This window comes from Chrysosporum bergii ANA360D (genome assembly GCF_029891735.1).
GTDB lineage: Bacteria > Cyanobacteriota > Cyanobacteriia > Cyanobacteriales > Nostocaceae > Umezakia > Umezakia bergii.
This window is the reverse complement of sequence record NZ_JANQDH010000018.1, coordinates 34,232-51,383: the sequence shown is the minus strand read 5'-3', so window position 1 is coordinate 51,383 and position 17,152 is coordinate 34,232. Positions and strand designations below refer to the sequence as shown.

General features: G+C 42.5%; 17 protein-coding genes and 1 pseudogene. 12 read left to right on the top strand and 6 right to left on the bottom strand.

Features of this window, described 5'->3' with window-relative positions:
* A pseudogene (locus NWP17_RS02860) lies at window positions 1-242 on the top strand (hypothetical protein); the annotation flags it as partial.
* 163 nt (window positions 243-405) lie between these two features.
* Window positions 406-1,728, top strand: a complete 1,323-nt coding sequence (locus NWP17_RS02855) for a hypothetical protein (RefSeq protein ID WP_280653401.1) — start codon at window positions 406-408, stop codon at window positions 1,726-1,728.
* Window positions 1,729-2,101: 373 nt separating this feature from the next.
* On the opposite strand, the gene NWP17_RS17560 is transcribed toward NWP17_RS02855, so the two are convergent.
* Complete coding sequence (locus NWP17_RS17560; protein ID WP_425332636.1) at window positions 2,102-2,167, bottom strand: hypothetical protein; 66 nt, start codon at window positions 2,165-2,167, stop codon at window positions 2,102-2,104.
* Between the two features lie 308 nt (window positions 2,168-2,475).
* On the opposite strand from NWP17_RS17560, the gene NWP17_RS02850 reads away from it, so the two are divergent.
* Complete coding sequence (locus tag NWP17_RS02850) at window positions 2,476-3,297, top strand: lecithin retinol acyltransferase family protein (protein ID WP_280653400.1); 822 nt, start codon at window positions 2,476-2,478, stop codon at window positions 3,295-3,297.
* 50 nt (window positions 3,298-3,347) lie between these two features.
* Window positions 3,348-3,503: a hypothetical protein gene (locus NWP17_RS02845; protein WP_280653399.1), complete on the top strand. Its 156-nt coding sequence runs from the start codon at window positions 3,348-3,350 to the stop codon at window positions 3,501-3,503.
* On the opposite strand, the gene NWP17_RS02840 is transcribed toward NWP17_RS02845, so the two are convergent.
* Together NWP17_RS02840 and NWP17_RS02835 are read right to left on the bottom strand one after the other, a co-directional pair.
* Window positions 3,500-3,916 (bottom strand): hypothetical protein, encoded by a 417-nt coding sequence (locus NWP17_RS02840; protein WP_280653398.1) that lies wholly within the window; start codon window positions 3,914-3,916, stop codon window positions 3,500-3,502. The genes NWP17_RS02845 and NWP17_RS02840 overlap by 4 nt on opposite strands.
* Window positions 3,913-4,755, bottom strand: a complete 843-nt coding sequence (locus tag NWP17_RS02835; RefSeq protein ID WP_280653397.1) for an FAD-binding domain-containing protein — start codon at window positions 4,753-4,755, stop codon at window positions 3,913-3,915. Before NWP17_RS02835 ends, NWP17_RS02840 begins: the two co-directional genes overlap by 4 nt.
* 182 nt (window positions 4,756-4,937) lie before the next feature.
* Here NWP17_RS02835 and NWP17_RS02830 point away from each other — a divergent pair, with 182 nt between their 5' ends.
* Together NWP17_RS02830 and NWP17_RS02825 are read left to right on the top strand one after the other, a co-directional pair.
* Complete coding sequence (locus tag NWP17_RS02830) at window positions 4,938-5,111, top strand: hypothetical protein (protein WP_342393995.1); 174 nt, start codon at window positions 4,938-4,940, stop codon at window positions 5,109-5,111.
* A 3-nt stretch (window positions 5,112-5,114) separates the two neighbouring features.
* A complete protein-coding gene (locus NWP17_RS02825) occupies window positions 5,115-6,287 on the top strand; it encodes an IscS subfamily cysteine desulfurase (RefSeq protein WP_280653396.1) in 1,173 nt (390 codons plus the stop codon).
* A gap of 257 nt (window positions 6,288-6,544) precedes the next feature.
* On the opposite strand, the gene NWP17_RS02820 is transcribed toward NWP17_RS02825, so the two are convergent.
* A complete protein-coding gene (locus NWP17_RS02820; protein ID WP_280653395.1) occupies window positions 6,545-7,576 on the bottom strand; it encodes a cyanophycinase in 1,032 nt (343 codons plus the stop codon).
* A gap of 162 nt (window positions 7,577-7,738) precedes the next feature.
* Window positions 7,739-8,929, bottom strand: coding sequence for a glycosyltransferase family 4 protein (locus NWP17_RS02815; RefSeq protein ID WP_280653394.1), 1,191 nt, complete (start codon window positions 8,927-8,929; stop codon window positions 7,739-7,741).
* Between the two features lie 175 nt (window positions 8,930-9,104).
* Here NWP17_RS02815 and NWP17_RS02810 point away from each other — a divergent pair, with 175 nt between their 5' ends.
* A complete protein-coding gene (locus NWP17_RS02810) occupies window positions 9,105-9,263 on the top strand; it encodes a BON domain-containing protein (protein ID WP_280653393.1) in 159 nt (52 codons plus the stop codon).
* 97 nt (window positions 9,264-9,360) lie between these two features.
* Window positions 9,361-9,819 (top strand): YbhB/YbcL family Raf kinase inhibitor-like protein, encoded by a 459-nt coding sequence (locus tag NWP17_RS02805; protein WP_280653392.1) that lies wholly within the window; start codon window positions 9,361-9,363, stop codon window positions 9,817-9,819.
* A 61-nt stretch (window positions 9,820-9,880) separates the two neighbouring features.
* Here NWP17_RS02805 and lepA read toward each other — a convergent pair whose 3' ends face one another.
* Window positions 9,881-11,692 (bottom strand): translation elongation factor 4, encoded by a 1,812-nt coding sequence (lepA, locus tag NWP17_RS02800; RefSeq protein WP_280653391.1) that lies wholly within the window; start codon window positions 11,690-11,692, stop codon window positions 9,881-9,883.
* A 430-nt stretch (window positions 11,693-12,122) separates the two neighbouring features.
* Between lepA and NWP17_RS02795 the strand changes: the two genes are divergently transcribed.
* The 4 genes from NWP17_RS02795 to NWP17_RS02780 all read left to right on the top strand — a co-directional run bounded on the left by NWP17_RS02795 (window position 12,123) and on the right by NWP17_RS02780 (window position 17,078).
* Window positions 12,123-12,359, top strand: coding sequence for a hypothetical protein (locus NWP17_RS02795; RefSeq protein WP_280653390.1), 237 nt, complete (start codon window positions 12,123-12,125; stop codon window positions 12,357-12,359).
* Window positions 12,360-12,631: 272 nt separating this feature from the next.
* A complete protein-coding gene (locus tag NWP17_RS02790) occupies window positions 12,632-14,392 on the top strand; it encodes an ATP-binding protein (RefSeq protein ID WP_280653389.1) in 1,761 nt (586 codons plus the stop codon).
* Between the two features lie 152 nt (window positions 14,393-14,544).
* Window positions 14,545-14,775: a NifU family protein gene (locus NWP17_RS02785; RefSeq protein WP_280653388.1), complete on the top strand. Its 231-nt coding sequence runs from the start codon at window positions 14,545-14,547 to the stop codon at window positions 14,773-14,775.
* Between the two features lie 68 nt (window positions 14,776-14,843).
* Window positions 14,844-17,078, top strand: coding sequence for a glycoside hydrolase family 57 protein (locus NWP17_RS02780; protein ID WP_280653387.1), 2,235 nt, complete (start codon window positions 14,844-14,846; stop codon window positions 17,076-17,078).
* Window positions 17,079-17,152 lie beyond the last annotated feature (74 nt).

Genomic DNA, 17,152 nt, shown 5'->3' with positions numbered 1-17,152 from the left:
CACAATCAGCAGAGTTTACTAAGCAGGGGTTTTCGATAAAAGATGGAGTAGTGTACCTAGCCAAAATTGGGAATATCAAACCCATTTGGTCAAGAGACCTACCGTCTCAACCTAGCTCAGTTACAGTGATTAAGGATTGTGATGACCGTTATTTTCTGAGCTTCGTTGTAGAAGTTGAACCCAATATTACTGTAGCCAAAAACCAAAGCATAATTCCGTGCCTACAACAGGCGTGGCGATAGCAATCAGTGGCAACTACCCTAAATTTTGACAAAAAACCCTACTCTGGCTCTCTGAGTCCCAGTGTATAAATTTGTTAACTTTGCTAGGATGCATCTCTTGTAATTAAGATAAAATTGCAATGCTTGAGTCAACCGCAACAGAGCCGAGTGAACTATAACAGCTATGTCTTACGTCTCCCTGCTAAAAAATATACCAGAAATCCTCAGCCAACCAACGGGGATAGCAGCAATAGCCTCTCTTGGTATTCACGGTGCTATTGCGTTGATTGTGCCATTGATGCCTGTAGAGTTAGAGCCTTCTAAAATATCAGCAGCACCAAGATCAGTGGGAATTTTGGAATTAGGCCAGGCTGATCAACAGCGTCTGCCAGAAAATCCCAACAGCCTAACATCCCAAGTCGCTCTGCAACCACAACTACCTCTACAACCAGAACTGCCTCTACAACCGCAACTACCTCAGAATCTGGATGTATCGAGAACAGTATTGCCTCCCTTGCCATCATCCATTTATAGCCAATCTGCTCTGCCGCCAATTAACATAACACCTAACTATCCTACTTCTTCTTATCGCAATGTTCCCTTACCCCAAAGGCAGCCTACACCCCTGCTTGAGCCTGAGCAGATAACTCCTAGAAGAACCATTGGATTTGCCCCTTCTGGTTTTAATGCGGCTAATCAAAAATTTACCCGACCGACTCGAGTTTTTAATCACAGCGAAGTCAAACTGGCGGTGCAACCAGTACCTATAGACAGATTGCCAAGAGTAACTCCGTCTGCAATACCTGGTAACTTGCCCAATATCCCCCCTGTCACTACAGGGACGGGTAATAACGCAGCAACAATCAATCCCGACCAGACGGCTTTAATAGCTCGACTGCAAAAAACCCCAGCATCTCAAGAAAGTGAGCAGCAGAAAAATCCAACTATTGCCAATCAGTTACCTGCTAAGACAGTAAACGATCAACAGGGACTAATTGCCAAGTTAAACTCCTACGACAAGCTGAGAGAAGAAATTCAGCAACAATACCCCAATTCACAACAAAAAACAGTTATCCGCGCGACTATTACCGCCAATCAGCCCAATATTGAAGGAACCGTATCAGGTTTCTTAGTAGTAGATCCTGAAGGTAAGGTTTTAGACATTAAGTTCCAGGACAAATCAGTTGATAGGGAGTTGCAATCAAAGGCTAGAGAATATTTTAGTACCAGGTCTCCTCAAGGAGGTCAGCAAATCAGCAGTTACCCATTTACCCTGCGGTTTCACAACAGCGCCAGCACGGCTGAAACCCCTCCGGAGCAAACATCGGCAGTTGTTGTCAAACCAGTACCGGAACTGCGAATGCCAAATGAGCAGCCAACACCGGACCTTACTACTAAACCATCGACTACATCAGCAGGGGATAACAATTCACTGTCTTCCACTTTAGAATCTAGCCAAAAACTAATACAACAGTTGCGCCAACTGCGGGACGAAAGAAGCGAATGAAACTGCTGAAGGGTTGCGACAGATATTAAAAAATGATGATGATCTACAAAGAACATAGGAATTGCAAAGGAAATAGGCTGAGATTAGTTATCCATAAGCACCGTTTCCGAGAACACCTGCACTTTATTTAACCCCATCCCGGTGATCTGGGGTTAATACTAGGGTGTGGTTGGGGGCTGCGGTTGTCTCGTCGATGCTGTCCCCTGCTGGTGAAGTCAGTAAATGGCGATATGTGGTAAAAATAAGGCAAAGACAAGAACCGCGAAAATGCCCCTCCAGAACCGCCTAGAGGGGTATTGAAATTACTTTTAGGTGCAATTAGTCATGCAATTTTAGGGTAGAGACGATCCAAAACTGTCTTGAGGCTGGTGTGTTACCAGTCTTTACCGCGCTGGCTTTTGTAGCCATTCTCATTCAGATATTGTGCGATCGCTCTCAAAGACTTCCTTGATTTGTGGGGTTTTCAACCCATTTTTTAGATAAAAGCGGCTAATATTAGTAACTTCATAGATTAAAATCTATGTCACCTTGTTTAGTATACAAGTTTTAATAAACTAAACCGTTTAGTCTAAAAAGAACAATTCAACCACCCCATAAGCGATGTAATACAAAGTAACTTCTGTAGTATAATATTTTTACACAAATTTATATACTCTCTGTATACAACCATGTTATAATACTTCTACACAGACGGCTAAAATCTGTTGTTCTAATTAATACAATTCGAGTATTTAAGGTGACTAGAGTATGATAGGAGATCACGTTTACTATAATTGCGGTGCTTACAACCATCATGGTATAGACTGCGGTGATGGTACAGTTATTCATTATACGAAAATTCATAGGAAGATTTCTCGTATTTCTTTGGATTCCTTTGCATCTGGAAACACGGTTTTTGTAAGAGAGTACGGACAGTGTGATACACCAGATATTGTAGTTTTGCGTGCTGAAAGCAGATTAGGAGAAGATGCTTATGACCTATTTGCTAATAATTGTGAACACTTTGCTACGTGGTGTAAAACAGGTGTACACGCCAGCGAACAAGTAAAAAATGTAGGAGCAGTGGGAGTGGGAGCATCTGGAAGTGGAGCCGCAGTTGCGGGTAGTCTTGGTGTTGTCAGTGCTGCTGCGGCGGCTGGGTTAAGTGGTGGTGCTGGTATTATGTCAGGTTTAGCAACGGTTGGTGGAGTTGTTGGAAGTGGTGCGGTTGGGGGTATTGGCTTACTTGGTGCTGCTCCTGCTGCTATTACAAAAGTAGCTATGGATCAGGTTTTAAAGGATGATGAGAGTCTTCCTGATGATGAGCGTGAGGCTCGTGCGTTTGGTAGAAATATGACAACTGTAGGCGCGGTAGCTGGTACTGCTGGAGCAGTTGGTACAGTTGCAGCCGCCGGAAGTGTTGCCGGTTTGAGTGCTGCTGGAATTACCTCTGGTTTAGCAGCAGTTGGAGCAACAGTTGGAGGTGGAATGGTTGCCGGTGTTGCTATTACAGTGGCTGCACCAGCCGCCGCAGCCGCTGCTGTTGGCTATGGTGCTTACCAATTCTGGAAATGGATATCGGAAAAGTAGGCGGTCACTTCACTATATTTCTGAGACATATTACATTTGAGTTCTAACGTATGAACAACCTTGATGCAATACTTGATCAAGCCTTGAAGCTTGGTAGTTTAATGTCATTAGATTTTCATAGTCCAGATGGTCTTGAAAAACAATTAATTCTAATTTCTGAAACAATTTTAGATTTGCATCATATGAAAGGTGAGTTAGATGGTTAATTAAAAAGCTTTTTTTCTGCTACCTTCCAATAGCGGGAGAATCTCTTGAGGTCAATATAGCCGTCATAATCAAAAAATGGGTCTGTATCCCAAACTTCCAGGGTTAGAGATTTTTCTATTTGGTCACAGATATGATTAAATCTGGGGCTGGGGCTATTGGCTGTCACCACCAAATCAGCTTGATGTTCTTGGGCAAATGCTAAAACTTCCGAGACCACATCACCACGGCGAATGATTACAGGTAGTTCTAATAAGCATTCATAGATAAATGTGATGCGTTTGAGACTTACTTGCCATTCTGCAATTAAAGCTTCATCCCATACCCAAACTGCTGGGGCATTAGGGTATTCTTGTAGAGCGGGGTTGTGGGGACTCAGACAGTCTCCATGTATCCAAATAATCGGTTTAGTCATTTTTTAGGTTTTTGGGCGCGTTGCCAACTTTGACTGTTGGGTTTTTTGTTAAGTTCACCTTGCGGAAAAAGTTGCTGTTCTAATTTTTCATAACTACCTTCAAAGTCACAATTACCATAAAGAGGACATTGGCGACAATAAACACCTTTAGTATAGCGTTCTAAGTTTTCACGATTGAAAAAATAAGGTTTATGGCTAAAGGTGCTGGCCACCCACTGCCATGACATATTGTTACTGGCGGGGTCACCATCTAGCAGGTGTTGTAGAAACCATTTAGCTCCTGCTTGCCAACGAATGCGCCGCCAATGGACAATATAAGCCGCTAACCACATCCGCATATGATTGTGTAAATAACCAGTTGATCGCAACTGGTGGCTAAAGCTATCAATACACACCCTTCCCGTGGTTCCTTGTGTGATGTCTGGTGGTAAATTGACGGCGTAATCAGTGGAGGTGTAGCCGGTTTTATATTCTTCTTGGTCTTTCCAGATGCCATCCCCCAGTTTGACATATAATCTCTGCCAATAGTCACGCCAGCCTAATTCGTTAATTAATTTATTGGCATCATCGGTATGGTTGACCTGTTCCCAAACATGATCCCGCACTTCCCGCAGGCTTAACACCCCATAACGAATATAGGGGGAAAGTTTTGTCACAGCACGATTTAAAAAATTCCGGGTTTTTGCATAGGCTACCGGGTTGACTTGTTGTAGTGCTTGTTCAGCAGCTTTACGTCCTCCTAGGGTTTCACTAATATGATCATCACACTCTGCTGCACGGGGGAACTGTTCCCGGAGGTAGGTTATTAATTCATCACGGTTAGTAAAGTCTCGGCGCATTTTTTTTAGTTAGTAATTAATTGATCTGTAAACTAAAGTTTTTCGGCATGGGTATAGTCTAAGCTGTTGTGCTGCTAAATCCAATCATCTGTATTTCATAAACATATCTGTGGGTTATGTGAGGTTAAGATTATACAATGCGTAACAGCTTAGTTACGTCTCATGTCCAGTGAGTAGAAGCTATGATCAAGGTAGAGTGTACTGAGATTTCCGGACTAGAAAAGCAATACTTAGATAGAGTTGAAACTAACTACCTCAGTTTATTTACAATCGCTCCTCCGCTCCCAGAAGCAGTCAAAATGGTTGTATTGTCTCCCTTGCTAAATTTAGCTGGTTTTTATCGTTTTTTGAGTTAATTTATGTCTATTCGTCCCATATATCTAGATTGTCACGCCACTACACCTGTAGATGAACGGGTGTTAGCGGCAATGATTCCTTATTTTACACAACACTTTGGCAACCCCTCAAGTATTGGTCATGTTTACGGTTGGGAAGCAGAAGCAGCGGTGAAACAAGGGCGGGAAATTTTAGCCGCAGCTATTAACGCCACACCTGAAGAAATTATATTTACCAGTGGAGCAACAGAGGCTAATAATTTAGCTATTAAAGGTGTGGCTGAGGCTTATTTCTCTAAGGGACAGCATATTATTACTGTGGCTACAGAACATAGTGCGGTTCTTGACCCTTGTAATTATTTACAATCCTTGGGGTTTGATGTTACTGTTCTCCCAGTGCAGCAAGATGGGATAATTAATTTAAATAAGTTAGAAAAAGCCCTACGTCCTGATACAATTTTGGTGTCGGTAATGGCTGCCAATAATGAAATCGGTGTCTTACAGCCATTGGCAGAAATTGGGGAAATGTGTCGGGGAAGTAATGTTATTTTCCATAGTGATGCAGCCCAAGCCATCGGTAAAATTCCTTTGGATGTACAGGAAATGAAGGTTGACTTGATGTCCTTGACCGCACATAAAGTATATGGACCAAAGGGTATTGGGGCTTTGTATGTGCGTAGGCGTAACCCTAGAGTGAAACTTGCACCCCAACAGCATGGGGGGGGACATGAACGGGGGATGCGTTCAGGAACTTTATATACACCGCAAATTGTGGGTTTTAGTAAAGCTGTAGAAATAGCTTTAGCAGAACAAGAAACAGAAAATCAACGTCTGAAGGAACTGAGACAAAGATTATGGGAACAGGTTTCCCGGTTGTCGGGGGTGTATTTAAATGGACATCCCAGTCAACGGTTAGCAGGAAATTTAAATATTAGTTTTGATGGGGTGGATGGTGCTGCATTATTGTTAGGAGTGCAGCCGGTAATGGCGGTTTCTTCTGGTTCGGCTTGTTCTTCTGCAAGTACAAGTCCTTCCCATGTGCTGAGGGCTTTGGGACATTCTGAAAAATTAGCTTATGCTTCCCTGCGGTTTGGTTTGGGGCGGTTTAATACTGCTGAAGAAATAGACAAGGTAGCAGAAGAGGTAATTACTACTGTTCAAAGTTTACAGGGTGTTACTGTGAGAGCTAGAACATAAAGCTAAAAAGTTTGCTGGTCATATCATAGTTGGAAACATCACACAGGCTGCCTAAAGCAGGGAACCCGGCGCTAAGTACCTGTTCCTCAAGGGTTTTCAGCCTGCCTTCTGGATAAAGGTATATTTTGTTTGCTAGAAAAAGCGGGCATATATTCATCTAAACTAGGTCTACTATGCCCGCTACAGGGCATCTACCAATAGTAAACATATCATATAGAAGCCCGGATTACAAAAAGGAGGGAGGAAAATTAATTAGATCAATAAGGGTCGGAACTAAAGCGCCCCCCTTTAACACTCCTGAAATAATAACCCCTGGTGGGTAAATTTTTTAAGTTGAAGGTGTCACCACGGGGAACTCGCCAAATTTTGTAGTCGTAATACGTCAGGGGAGTCCGGGGTTTACATACTTCTGGTGGGTGATCTCCTAAAACAAAGTATGCTGCACCTCTACCCATGATTTTTGCCATACCAAATTTATCCACAATAATAGATGTTTCTTCACTAATGGCTATGCCTAAAACGCTTTTTGATACCCCATCCTGAATTTGACGGGCGATAAAAGCCATAATGCGGCCCATTCTTTTACGTCTGTCAAAATGGGTATCAATAATGGTTCCCCGTAAATGACCCCAAGGAAAAAAGTTATAAGTGAAAGTAATATCTTGGTAAGGATCTTCTAGGGCTTCTCTGGTTTCAATTCCTTCTTCAGACGCAGCACAAGCATCATAGATATAATCACTTTGAATCATTGCACCGGCGCTAGTACCGCCAATGCCACCGCCGTTGGCATAAACTGATTCAATAGCAGTTTGTAACTTGGTGTTTTTCCAATTGCGGATGTATTGACATTGGTCGCCACCTGCAAAGAAAATCACCCCAGCATTTCTGACTTTTTCCACAATCTCAGGTTTGTTTGCATCCTGGCGATTACTAATGATCAAGGTCTCTACATAATTCACCCCCTGCATATCATAAATTAAGCGATTGTAATCGTCACTACCATAAGTGCGGAGGATAACTACATTAATTTTGGTGGAATAGCTGGTAGATCCCCTCACTTGATTAATCATCCACTGAATCGCGTCTTCTACATCAGGACCGCCCCCTCCTAAAATGTGTACAGGCCCCGCAAAGGGTCTAGGTAAGGAGAGAGGTAATTCTAAGGTTTTCTCTGGGGGGTCGGTTTTCAGCAATGCTGTGAGACGGGATATGATTTCGGCTCCCATCTTGATTAATATGGCTCTTACAGTCCTTAACCACTTGGTTATGGCTGGGAATACCTTTGTCATACTAAGCTGCTACTGCAAACCACAATTATTGCTTACTCTCTCACCAAAAAGGGGTAATTTTCCAGCGTATAGGGGTTGTAACGTTTGTTTACCAAGGCTAACCAGGTGTAATCTTTAATTCTCTTGGCTATGCTGGGGTAATCACCCTATTAGCATGGTGTTTTACAACCACATAACTTGCGATCGCTCTTGCACAACTCGCTGATATACTGTTTCTGTTTGCTTGGCTAATTTTGTCCAGTTAAAGCGTTGGGTTAAATCTTTGTAAGCATTATCAATCAACCATTGGCGATAACCGGGATTTTGCAAAACCTCTAAAATTCCCCAAGCCAGGGAATCAGGATTATTTGCTTGGGTGACAATCCCTGTTTTAGTATGTTGTACTACTTCCGGAAAACCACCCGTATCTGATACCACAACTGGAACGCGAGAAGCAAAACTTTCTAAAGCCACAATACCAAAGGGTTCGTAGAGACTGGGGAACACAGCACAGTCGGCGATGGTTTGAAATTTATCTAAATATTTATCAGAGAGAAAACCCGTAAAATAACACTTTTGCCAAATTCCCAAACTTCTGGCTTGATGCTGGAGTTGGTCGGTATTTCCACCGCCAATAATGACAAATTTTACATTATCTGCCATTGACTTTAGCACTTGGGGGGTGGCATTAAGTAATACAGATACTCCCTTTTCATAAGTCATGCGACCAACATAATAAACAATTTTTTCATGGTCTGCGGCAAATTGGCGGCGAAAAACTTGAGGATTAAACCCTTGGTGGTGCTGTTTCTTTTCCGGTCGAATACCGTTATAAATAACATCTATTTTGTCATTGGGACTGTGTAGCGCTTGTTCTACTTCTCGCTGCATATAATTAGTACAAACAATAATTCGCCAAGCGTTGTAAGCAAGTAAATATTCTTTGTGATGAATATAACCTTGAATTGCTGTGTGAATACCATTATGCCGTCCGTATTCAGTGGCGTGGATGGTAGCAATGAGGGGAATTTTAAAGTTATGTTTTAAGGCAATGGCAGCATCCCCTACTAACCAATCATGAGCGTGAATTAAATCAAAGGTTCCTTCCTCTAAAATTAACTTACCTCCCTGTTCTCCCATGCTTTGGTTAAGATTGACTATCCACTGGAAAAAGTCGTGACTATGTGACACCGGTACTCGATGCACCTTGATTCCTTCCACTATCTCATACATTGATGCTTGACCAAACTCGGCAGTAATCAAGTGAATTTCATGTCCTAGCTTCACCATTTCTGGGTATAACTCCGCCACATGACGAGAGATTCCCCCAACTATCCTGGGGGGAAACTCCCAACTCAGTACCAGTATCTTCATTTACTGAACTCTCCCATAAGGTGTAGATATCTCAACAATTAACCAAAAAGTACTTTTATTTAAAAATACAAAGATGCAACAAACTTTTAGATAGAGCTGATAAATCAAAATAACACAACCATAGAAAGAGGGGAAAATATTTTGATGCTTTTTAGCATGGTTTTAATTTCAGATGATGAAAGACTTGCCATATGTGAATCTCAAGGTTCAAGACCTAGATGTAACAGTTGAGGATAGTAGAGTTACCATTAGTGCTACTGTTCCCAATTGGTCAGCATGGCAAGCAGCCTATAATACAACCATGTATACAGGTGGTGTGATTGATGTTGATTGATAGATTCACCAGCCGTAACCCTTAATTAGGGCTAGTTGAACAAAGGAGAATAGGTTAACCCCTGTTCCCTGTTTTCTATCCTTACAAATAAATTTTTATGAAACTACTCAGTGATAGCTTTTCTGCTGATAGCAAGATCCCCATGAAATTTTCTTGTGAAGGGGAAGGTATTTCACCTTCATTAAAATGGGAAGATGTTCCCATTGAAACCCGTAGCTTTGCTTTGATTGTAGATGACCCAGACGCTCCAAATCGTACTTTTGTGCATTGGGTTCTCTATGATTTACCTATGCAAACTAGGAATTTACCAGAAGGAGTTCCCAGGGAACCAATGTTAGAAGGAAGTGGTATTCAGGGCAAAAATGATATTGGTCAGTTGGGTTATACTCCTCCTTGTCCACCCAGTGGTATCCATCGTTATTTTTTTAAACTTTATGCTTTAGATGCGCCTTTAGGTTTGGATTTTGGTGCAACTAAACAAGATGTGGAAGCAGCGATGGAAAATCACATTTTAGCGTCGGCGCAACTTGTGGGACGTTACCAAAAACAGCGCTAATTGCTGAATTGAATTTGTATAAACTTAGCGGGCAAGATGCCCGCACTACTTGGTCGGTGAGTTAACTTTGCTCTAAGCGCAGCACAGCCATAAAGGCTTCCTGGGGTACATCGACTGTACCTACAGATTTCATGCGTTTTTTACCTTTCGCCTGTTTCTGTAAGAGTTTTTTCTTACGGCTAATGTCGCCACCGTAGCACTTAGCCAGTACGTCTTTCCGCAAGGCGGGGATGTGTTCACTGGCTATAACTTTAGTACCGATGGCTGCTTGAATTGGTACTTTAAATTGATGTCGAGGGATGAGTTCTTTGAGTTTTTCTGCCATTGACCGCCCCACGTTATAGGCTTTATCTCGGTGAACAATCATGGCTAAGGAATCAACGGGATCACCGTTAATCATGATATCTAGCTTCACTAGGGGATTTTCACGGTAGCCAATGAGATGATATTCCATACTGGCATAACCGCGCGATCGCGATTTCATCTGGTCAAAAAAGTCTGTAACCACTTCCGCCAAGGGTAACTCATATGTGAGTGTGGTGCGTCCTTGGGCAAGATATTTCATATCTTTAAAAATGCCGCGCCGATTCTGGGATAATTCCATCAAACTGCCAACGTAGGTTTCCGGCGTAATCATTTCTACTTGGACGTATGGTTCCTCAATTCTTTCTCGCTCATTGGGAGACGGTAAGTGACTGGGATTATCTATATACAGTTCTTCACCCTTGTTAGTAATTACCCTGTAAACTACGGAAGGCGCTGTGATAATTAAATCTAAATCATACTCTCGCTCTAAACGTTCTTGAACAATTTCCATGTGCAGTAAACCCAAAAACCCACAACGGAAACCAAAACCCATAGCACTAGAAGTTTCTGGTTCATATTGTAGAGCCGCATCATTGAGTCCCAGCTTTTCCAAGGCATCCCTTAAGGCTTCAAATTGATCAGCATCAATGGGGAACATCCCACAAAACACCATGGGTTTAGCTTCCGTGTAACCGGGTAAAGGCGCTGAGGCTTTAGCTTTAGATAAGGTAATAGTGTCTCCTACCCGCGCATCGGCTACAGCTTTAATTGCTGCGGCAAAGTAGCCTACTTCCCCAGCGTGGAGTTCTTCTACTTGCTTTTGAGTAGGACAGAGTACGCCTAATTCGTCAATAACATATTCTTTGCCTGATGCCATCAAATAAACGCGATCGCCTTTTTTTATTGTGCCATCCATCACCCGGAAATAAACAACTACTCCCCGGTAGCTGTCATAATAGCTATCAAAAATCAATGCCCTCAACGGTTGATCTATAGTGTTTTTTGGGGGTGGTATGCGCTCCACCACTGCCTCTAAAATTTGATCAATGCCAATGCCTTCTTTAGCAGAGGCTAGAATAGCACCACTACAATCTAAACCGATAATTTCTTCTATTTCGCTAATTACCCGCTCTGGTTCTGCTCCTGGCAAATCAATTTTATTCAGAACCGGAATAATTTCTAAGTCATGTTCTAAAGCTAAATACAGATTAGCAAGGGTCTGTGCTTCCACACCCTGAGAAGCATCCACCACCAACAGCGCCCCTTCACAAGCCACCAGACTACGGGACACTTCATAAGAAAAGTCCACATGACCAGGAGTATCAATTAAATTAAGTATATACTCCTGGTCGGCTTTGGTCTTGTAATTCATCCGGGCAGCTTGCAGCTTAATGGTGATGCCGCGCTCCCGTTCAAGATCCATGTTGTCCAGGAACTGTTCCTTCATTTGCCGCTCATCCACAGTTCCAGTGGCTTGTAGTAAGCGATCAGCCAAGGTGGACTTGCCGTGGTCAATGTGAGCAATAATACAGAAATTACGAATGCGATCTACAGGAACGTCAGTCATAAAGTATCGAGTGCTGAAGGAGCAACTAAGGTTAAAGAATATATTTACTTCATATATTTTAATGCTTTATTAGCCAAGATAGTATTGTGGCAAAATCAATAGATATAAAGTCCATTTTACATGATGGGATTGACAAACCAGGAGCATACAATAAATATATATAGGTCAATAATGTAGAGTTGGTGGGCTGTTACACTCCGTAACAGCCTATAACTACTCATTTCCTGACACAAATCTCAATCTGTTGTCCAGCGAGTTTGATCAAATTTACCATTTCATACCAAATGCTGTTAGTTTGGTTAGATTTTGGGGAAGTATATAACTGTGCCGTAAATCTGCACTTTAACCGTAGTCAGTAAACTCACCCCCATGGTAAACAATCACCGCCGGACATAGCTTGATACCTAACAATCTCTGAGTACATAAACCTATGAATATGAAAGAGAAGGCTACTGAAGCGGAAGCAAACCGAACCGACAAAGTAGAAATCGCAGTCCGCCTAGATTCGGATTTAGTAGAGCAAATTCAACACTTAACCAATGACCCCAGTAAGGTCATTGAAGTGGCGGTTCGTCAATGGTTACGGGGTGAAGTTCCTAGGGATGACGAACTGACACGCACCCCCCGTCGCACACCCATTCCACCTCGTGGGGAATGGAATGATTGAAGTAAAACTGCTACAGGTAGTCATTAGTCATGAGTGATTATTTTTTACACTCATAATTAGCTAACCTGGGGTAGGGCTAGCGACTGATTAACTACTAAAAAGGTGTAAATATAACATCAAAAAAAGGTAAAATTTATCCACCTAAATTCAAAAAAAGCCAAAATATCCAATGTAAGGATGCCAAAGCTGTAATAAATTATGCCAATGCCAATTTATTAGGTCAGCTTTAGCGAAACTGCTTGGAGTTGCCGTTTGTCTACCCAACTCGACTAATGACTATTACTGCTAACTCCCAATTGCCAAATTTATTTCCCCAGGATCTGGAATATTCCACTAGTACAACAGATGGCTCACTGCCATCTGTGGGTTCCGAGTTAATCTATACGCAAGATGGGACAGGACGTTACCTGACATTTTATTGGCAGCATAGCCAATTGTTAGGATTAAACCCCAAGGAAATAGTTGATCAGCGTAGTGAGGACAAAATTTTTGTCCCCATAGACAATGGTGCTTATTTGGAACGGTTGCACCGGATTTTAAATAATTTGATACCGGATAAATTTAAGTGCTGGTTTAGCTACCGCGAACAATTGCTAGAGCTAGAGTTGGTAATTTCCCCAATGATGCCATCATTAGGAACTGGCGCTACTACAGTTTTGGTGATGGGGCGTTTATTGCAAGCTAAACTCAAGCAACCAGAAGTTAAAACCACGTCACAAGAACTTACACAGGTAGAATTGGCTCTACGTCTACTGCGTCATCCAGCACGAAGGCAACAATACCAAAGACTGCTAAATAAAATTACCAGAAACATTAGGCGCACTTTGGATTTAGATGTGATTTGGCAACAAACTGTTGATAGTTTGGGAAAGGCCCTACGACTAGATCATTGCATTATCTGCCCTTATCAACCCACTAGCTCTAGAGTCCGGGTGATAGCAGAGTATCACCACCCCCAAAATAGCTCTATGCTTGGCTTAGAAATAGATATAAGTTCTGAGCCAGCCTTTGCTCAGGCATTGGCAACTCTGGAACCAGTGGTTATGGAGGGAGCAAAGTATAATCTCTGTGACCAAAAAATATTAGTAGTGACTACTTGTTATCAAGACCAAGCTAATGGACTGATTGCCATTAGTATTAAAGATGAATTTGACCCATTGACAGCACCGGAACTGGAACTAGCAAAAGAATTTGCCGATCAGTTGGGTACAGCGATCGCTCATGCGACTCTCTACAAGGAACTAGAAATAGCCCGTCAAAAAGCTGAAGAAGCCTCTCGCCACAAAAGTGAATTTCTGGCTAATGTATCCCATGAAATTCGCACTCCCCTCAATGGGATGATCGGATTTTTAAAGCTGATTTTGGAAGGTATGGCAGATGATCCGGAAGAACAGCATGAGTTTCTTTCAGAAGCCCATCGTCTATCAATACATCTGCTGCATATTATTAACGACATCCTAGATATAGCCAAAATCGAAGCTGGCAAAATGGATCTAGTTTTCTCTCCAGTCAAACTCAATGAACTATTTGATGATGTAGAAAATTTTATGCGTCCTCAAGCAGAGTCAAAAAACCTCAGCTTTCGGATGCAAATGGTTCCGACTTCCGATGAAGTTATTGTTCATGGTAATTACCAACGACTGTTACAAGTCATGATCAACTTAGCCAACAATGCCATCAAATTTACTGAAGAAGGCGGTATCACTGTCAGTGCTGATTTAGTTTTGAAAAAGATAAAATTTCAAGGTCAGCATTTCCCAGGGATGGTGAGGGTCAGAGTAGCTGACACAGGTATTGGTGTTTCTTTGGACAAACAAGACAAACTATTTCAACTCTTCTCTCAGGTGGATGGTTCCCGCACTCGCCAGTATGGAGGTACAGGGCTGGGTCTGGCAATATCCCAGAAGCTGATAGAAGCTATGGGCGGGGAAGTACATTTTTACAGTCTGGGCGAGGGACTCGGTTCAACCGTGACCTTCACAGTTCCTTTGTATCAACAACCAGTCTTAATTTCCAATGATGATAGCAACTGACTATAAATTTGCAGGGATCAAGTGCCGAAAGTTTGTTGTTCTGGTAATATACCAGCAGATGTTAACTGCCAAGTGATGAATGTTAGACCACACAATCTACAGGCGAATATATCTAAAATTAAGTTAACAAACTTTGAATATCACAATTTTCTATGGAACTCACAGTTGAAAACGTGGAAACAGTCTTGGATGAAATGCGCCCTTACCTCATGTCTGATGGGGGTAACGTGGAACTGGTGGAACTGGAGGGGCCAATTGTCAAGCTGCGGTTACAAGGTGCTTGTGGTTCTTGCCCCAGTTCTGCCATGACCTTGAGAATGGGTATTGAACGTCGCTTGAAGGAAATGATTCCAGAAATCGCAGAAATAGAGCAAGTAATTTAGTGCCTGGGGGGATGAGGCCACCCCATCCCCCATGGCCAATAGCCCATTTTCTATCCTCATCATTCACTATGTCTCATCCGTTACACATCGCTTTTGTCTGGCATCAACACCAGCCGCTGTACAAATCCCCTGACAGCGGCGTTTCGGTTTCTACTAGTCAGCATTACCGCCTTCCTTGGGTACGACTGCATGGAACCAAAGATTATTTAGATTTAATATTGATTCTGGAAAAATATCCAAAATTACACCAAACAGTAAATTTAGTACCATCCCTGATATTACAACTAGAAGATTATATTGCAGGCACTGCTTTTGATCCCTATCTCACAGCTAGTTTGACACCAAATGAAAAAATAAGTCAGGAACAGCGAGAATTTATTATCCAACACTTTTTTGATGCCAATCATCATACATTGATTGACCCCCATCCCCGCTATGCAGAGTTATATCAGCAAAGACAGGAAAAAGGGCAAGCTTGGTGTTTGGCTAATTGGCAATTGCCAGATTATACAGATTTGTTAGCTTGGCACAATCTGGCCTGGATTGATCCCCTGTTTTGGGATGACCCGGAAATTGCAGCTTGGTTAAAGCAAGGACGCAATTTTACTTTAAGCGATCGCCAACGCATATATTCTAAACAGAGGGAAATTCTCAGTCGCATTATTCCCCAACACCGCAAAATGCAAGCAGCAGGGCAGCTAGAAGTCACCACCACCCCCTACACTCACCCTATTTTGCCCTTACTAGCCGATACCAACTCTGGACAAGTGGCAGTTCCTGGTATGAAACTACCTCAGCATCGCTTTCAGTGGGTAGAAGATATTCCCCGCCATTTGCGAAAAGCCTGGGAAATTTATATAGACCGTTTTGGGCAGGAACCAAAAGGTTTATGGCCTTCAGAACAATCAGTCAGCCCGGAAATTCTGCCATATATTATTAAACAAGGCTTTGAGTGGATTTGTTCAGATGAAGCAGTTTTAGGGTGGTCGCTGCAACACTTTTTCCACCGCGATGGAGCGGGTAATGTCCAAGAACCGGAATTATTATACAGACCTTATCGCTTAGAAACTCCAGCCGGTGATTTAGCCATTGTCTTTCGTGACCATAGATTATCAGATTTAATTGGTTTTACCTACGGGTCAATGCCACCAAAACAAGCAGCTGCGGAATTAGTAGGACACCTACAAGCCATCGCCAAGATGCAAAGAGAAAGCCACAGCCCACAACCTTGGTTAGTCACCATAGCTTTAGATGGAGAAAACTGCTGGGAGTTTTATCCCCAAGACGGTAAACCGTTTTTAGAAGCCTTGTATGAAAGCTTGAGTAAGGAAACCCGGCTCAAACTGGTTACTGTTTCCGAATTTATCCAACAATTCCCGCCCACTGCAACTATTCCCGGAGAACAGCTACATAGTGGATCTTGGGTAGATGGTAGCTTTACTACTTGGATTGGTGACCCGGTGAAAAATCGCGCCTGGGACTACTTAGCCCACGCGAGAGAAACCCTAGCCAAACATCCCGAAGCCACCGAAGAAAACAACCCAGAAGCATGGGAAGCCCTATACGCTGCTGAGGGTTCTGATTGGTTCTGGTGGTTTGGTGAAGGACATTCTTCCAATCAGGATGCCATTTTTGACCAATTATTTCGGGAACACCTATCAGGAATTTACAAAGCTTTAAATGAACCAGCACCATCTTATCTTCAGCAACCATTAGAAATTCACGAAGCCCGATGTGACCATAGACCAGAGGGGTTTATTCATCCCGTCATTGATGGTCAGGGTGATGAACAAGACTGGGACAGAGCAGGAAGGATAGAAATTGGTGGGTCCAGGGGAACTATGCACAACAACAGCCTGATTCAAAGACTCTGGTATGGGGTAGATCACTTGAATTTTTATCTGCGGCTAGACTTCAAAAATGGTGTCATCCCAAGACAAGATTTACCTGAAGAGTTGAATTTGTTGTGGTTCTATCCCCATAGAACAATGCACAATAGCCCCATTCCCATCAAAGATGTGCCAGATATTGCACCACTTAATTATCTCTACCACCACCATTTAGAAATTAATTTACTCACCCAGTCAATTCAGTTTCGCGAAGCAGGAGAAAATTATCAATGGTATTCCCGTTGTAGTCGCGCCCAAGTGGCTTTAAACAATTGTTTAGAAATTGCAGTACCCTGGGCTGATTTGCAAATTTCGCCTGATTATTCCCTACGTCTGATATTAGTCTTAGGGAATGAGGGATGTTTCCAGGACTATTTGCCAAAAGACACTTTGATTGCCTTTGAAGTGCCTTAAATCTTAGTATGGTTCAGTTGCCATAATACCAAATCTTGAATCTTCCATCTTTGTGTGAGGCTCCTACGGCTAGG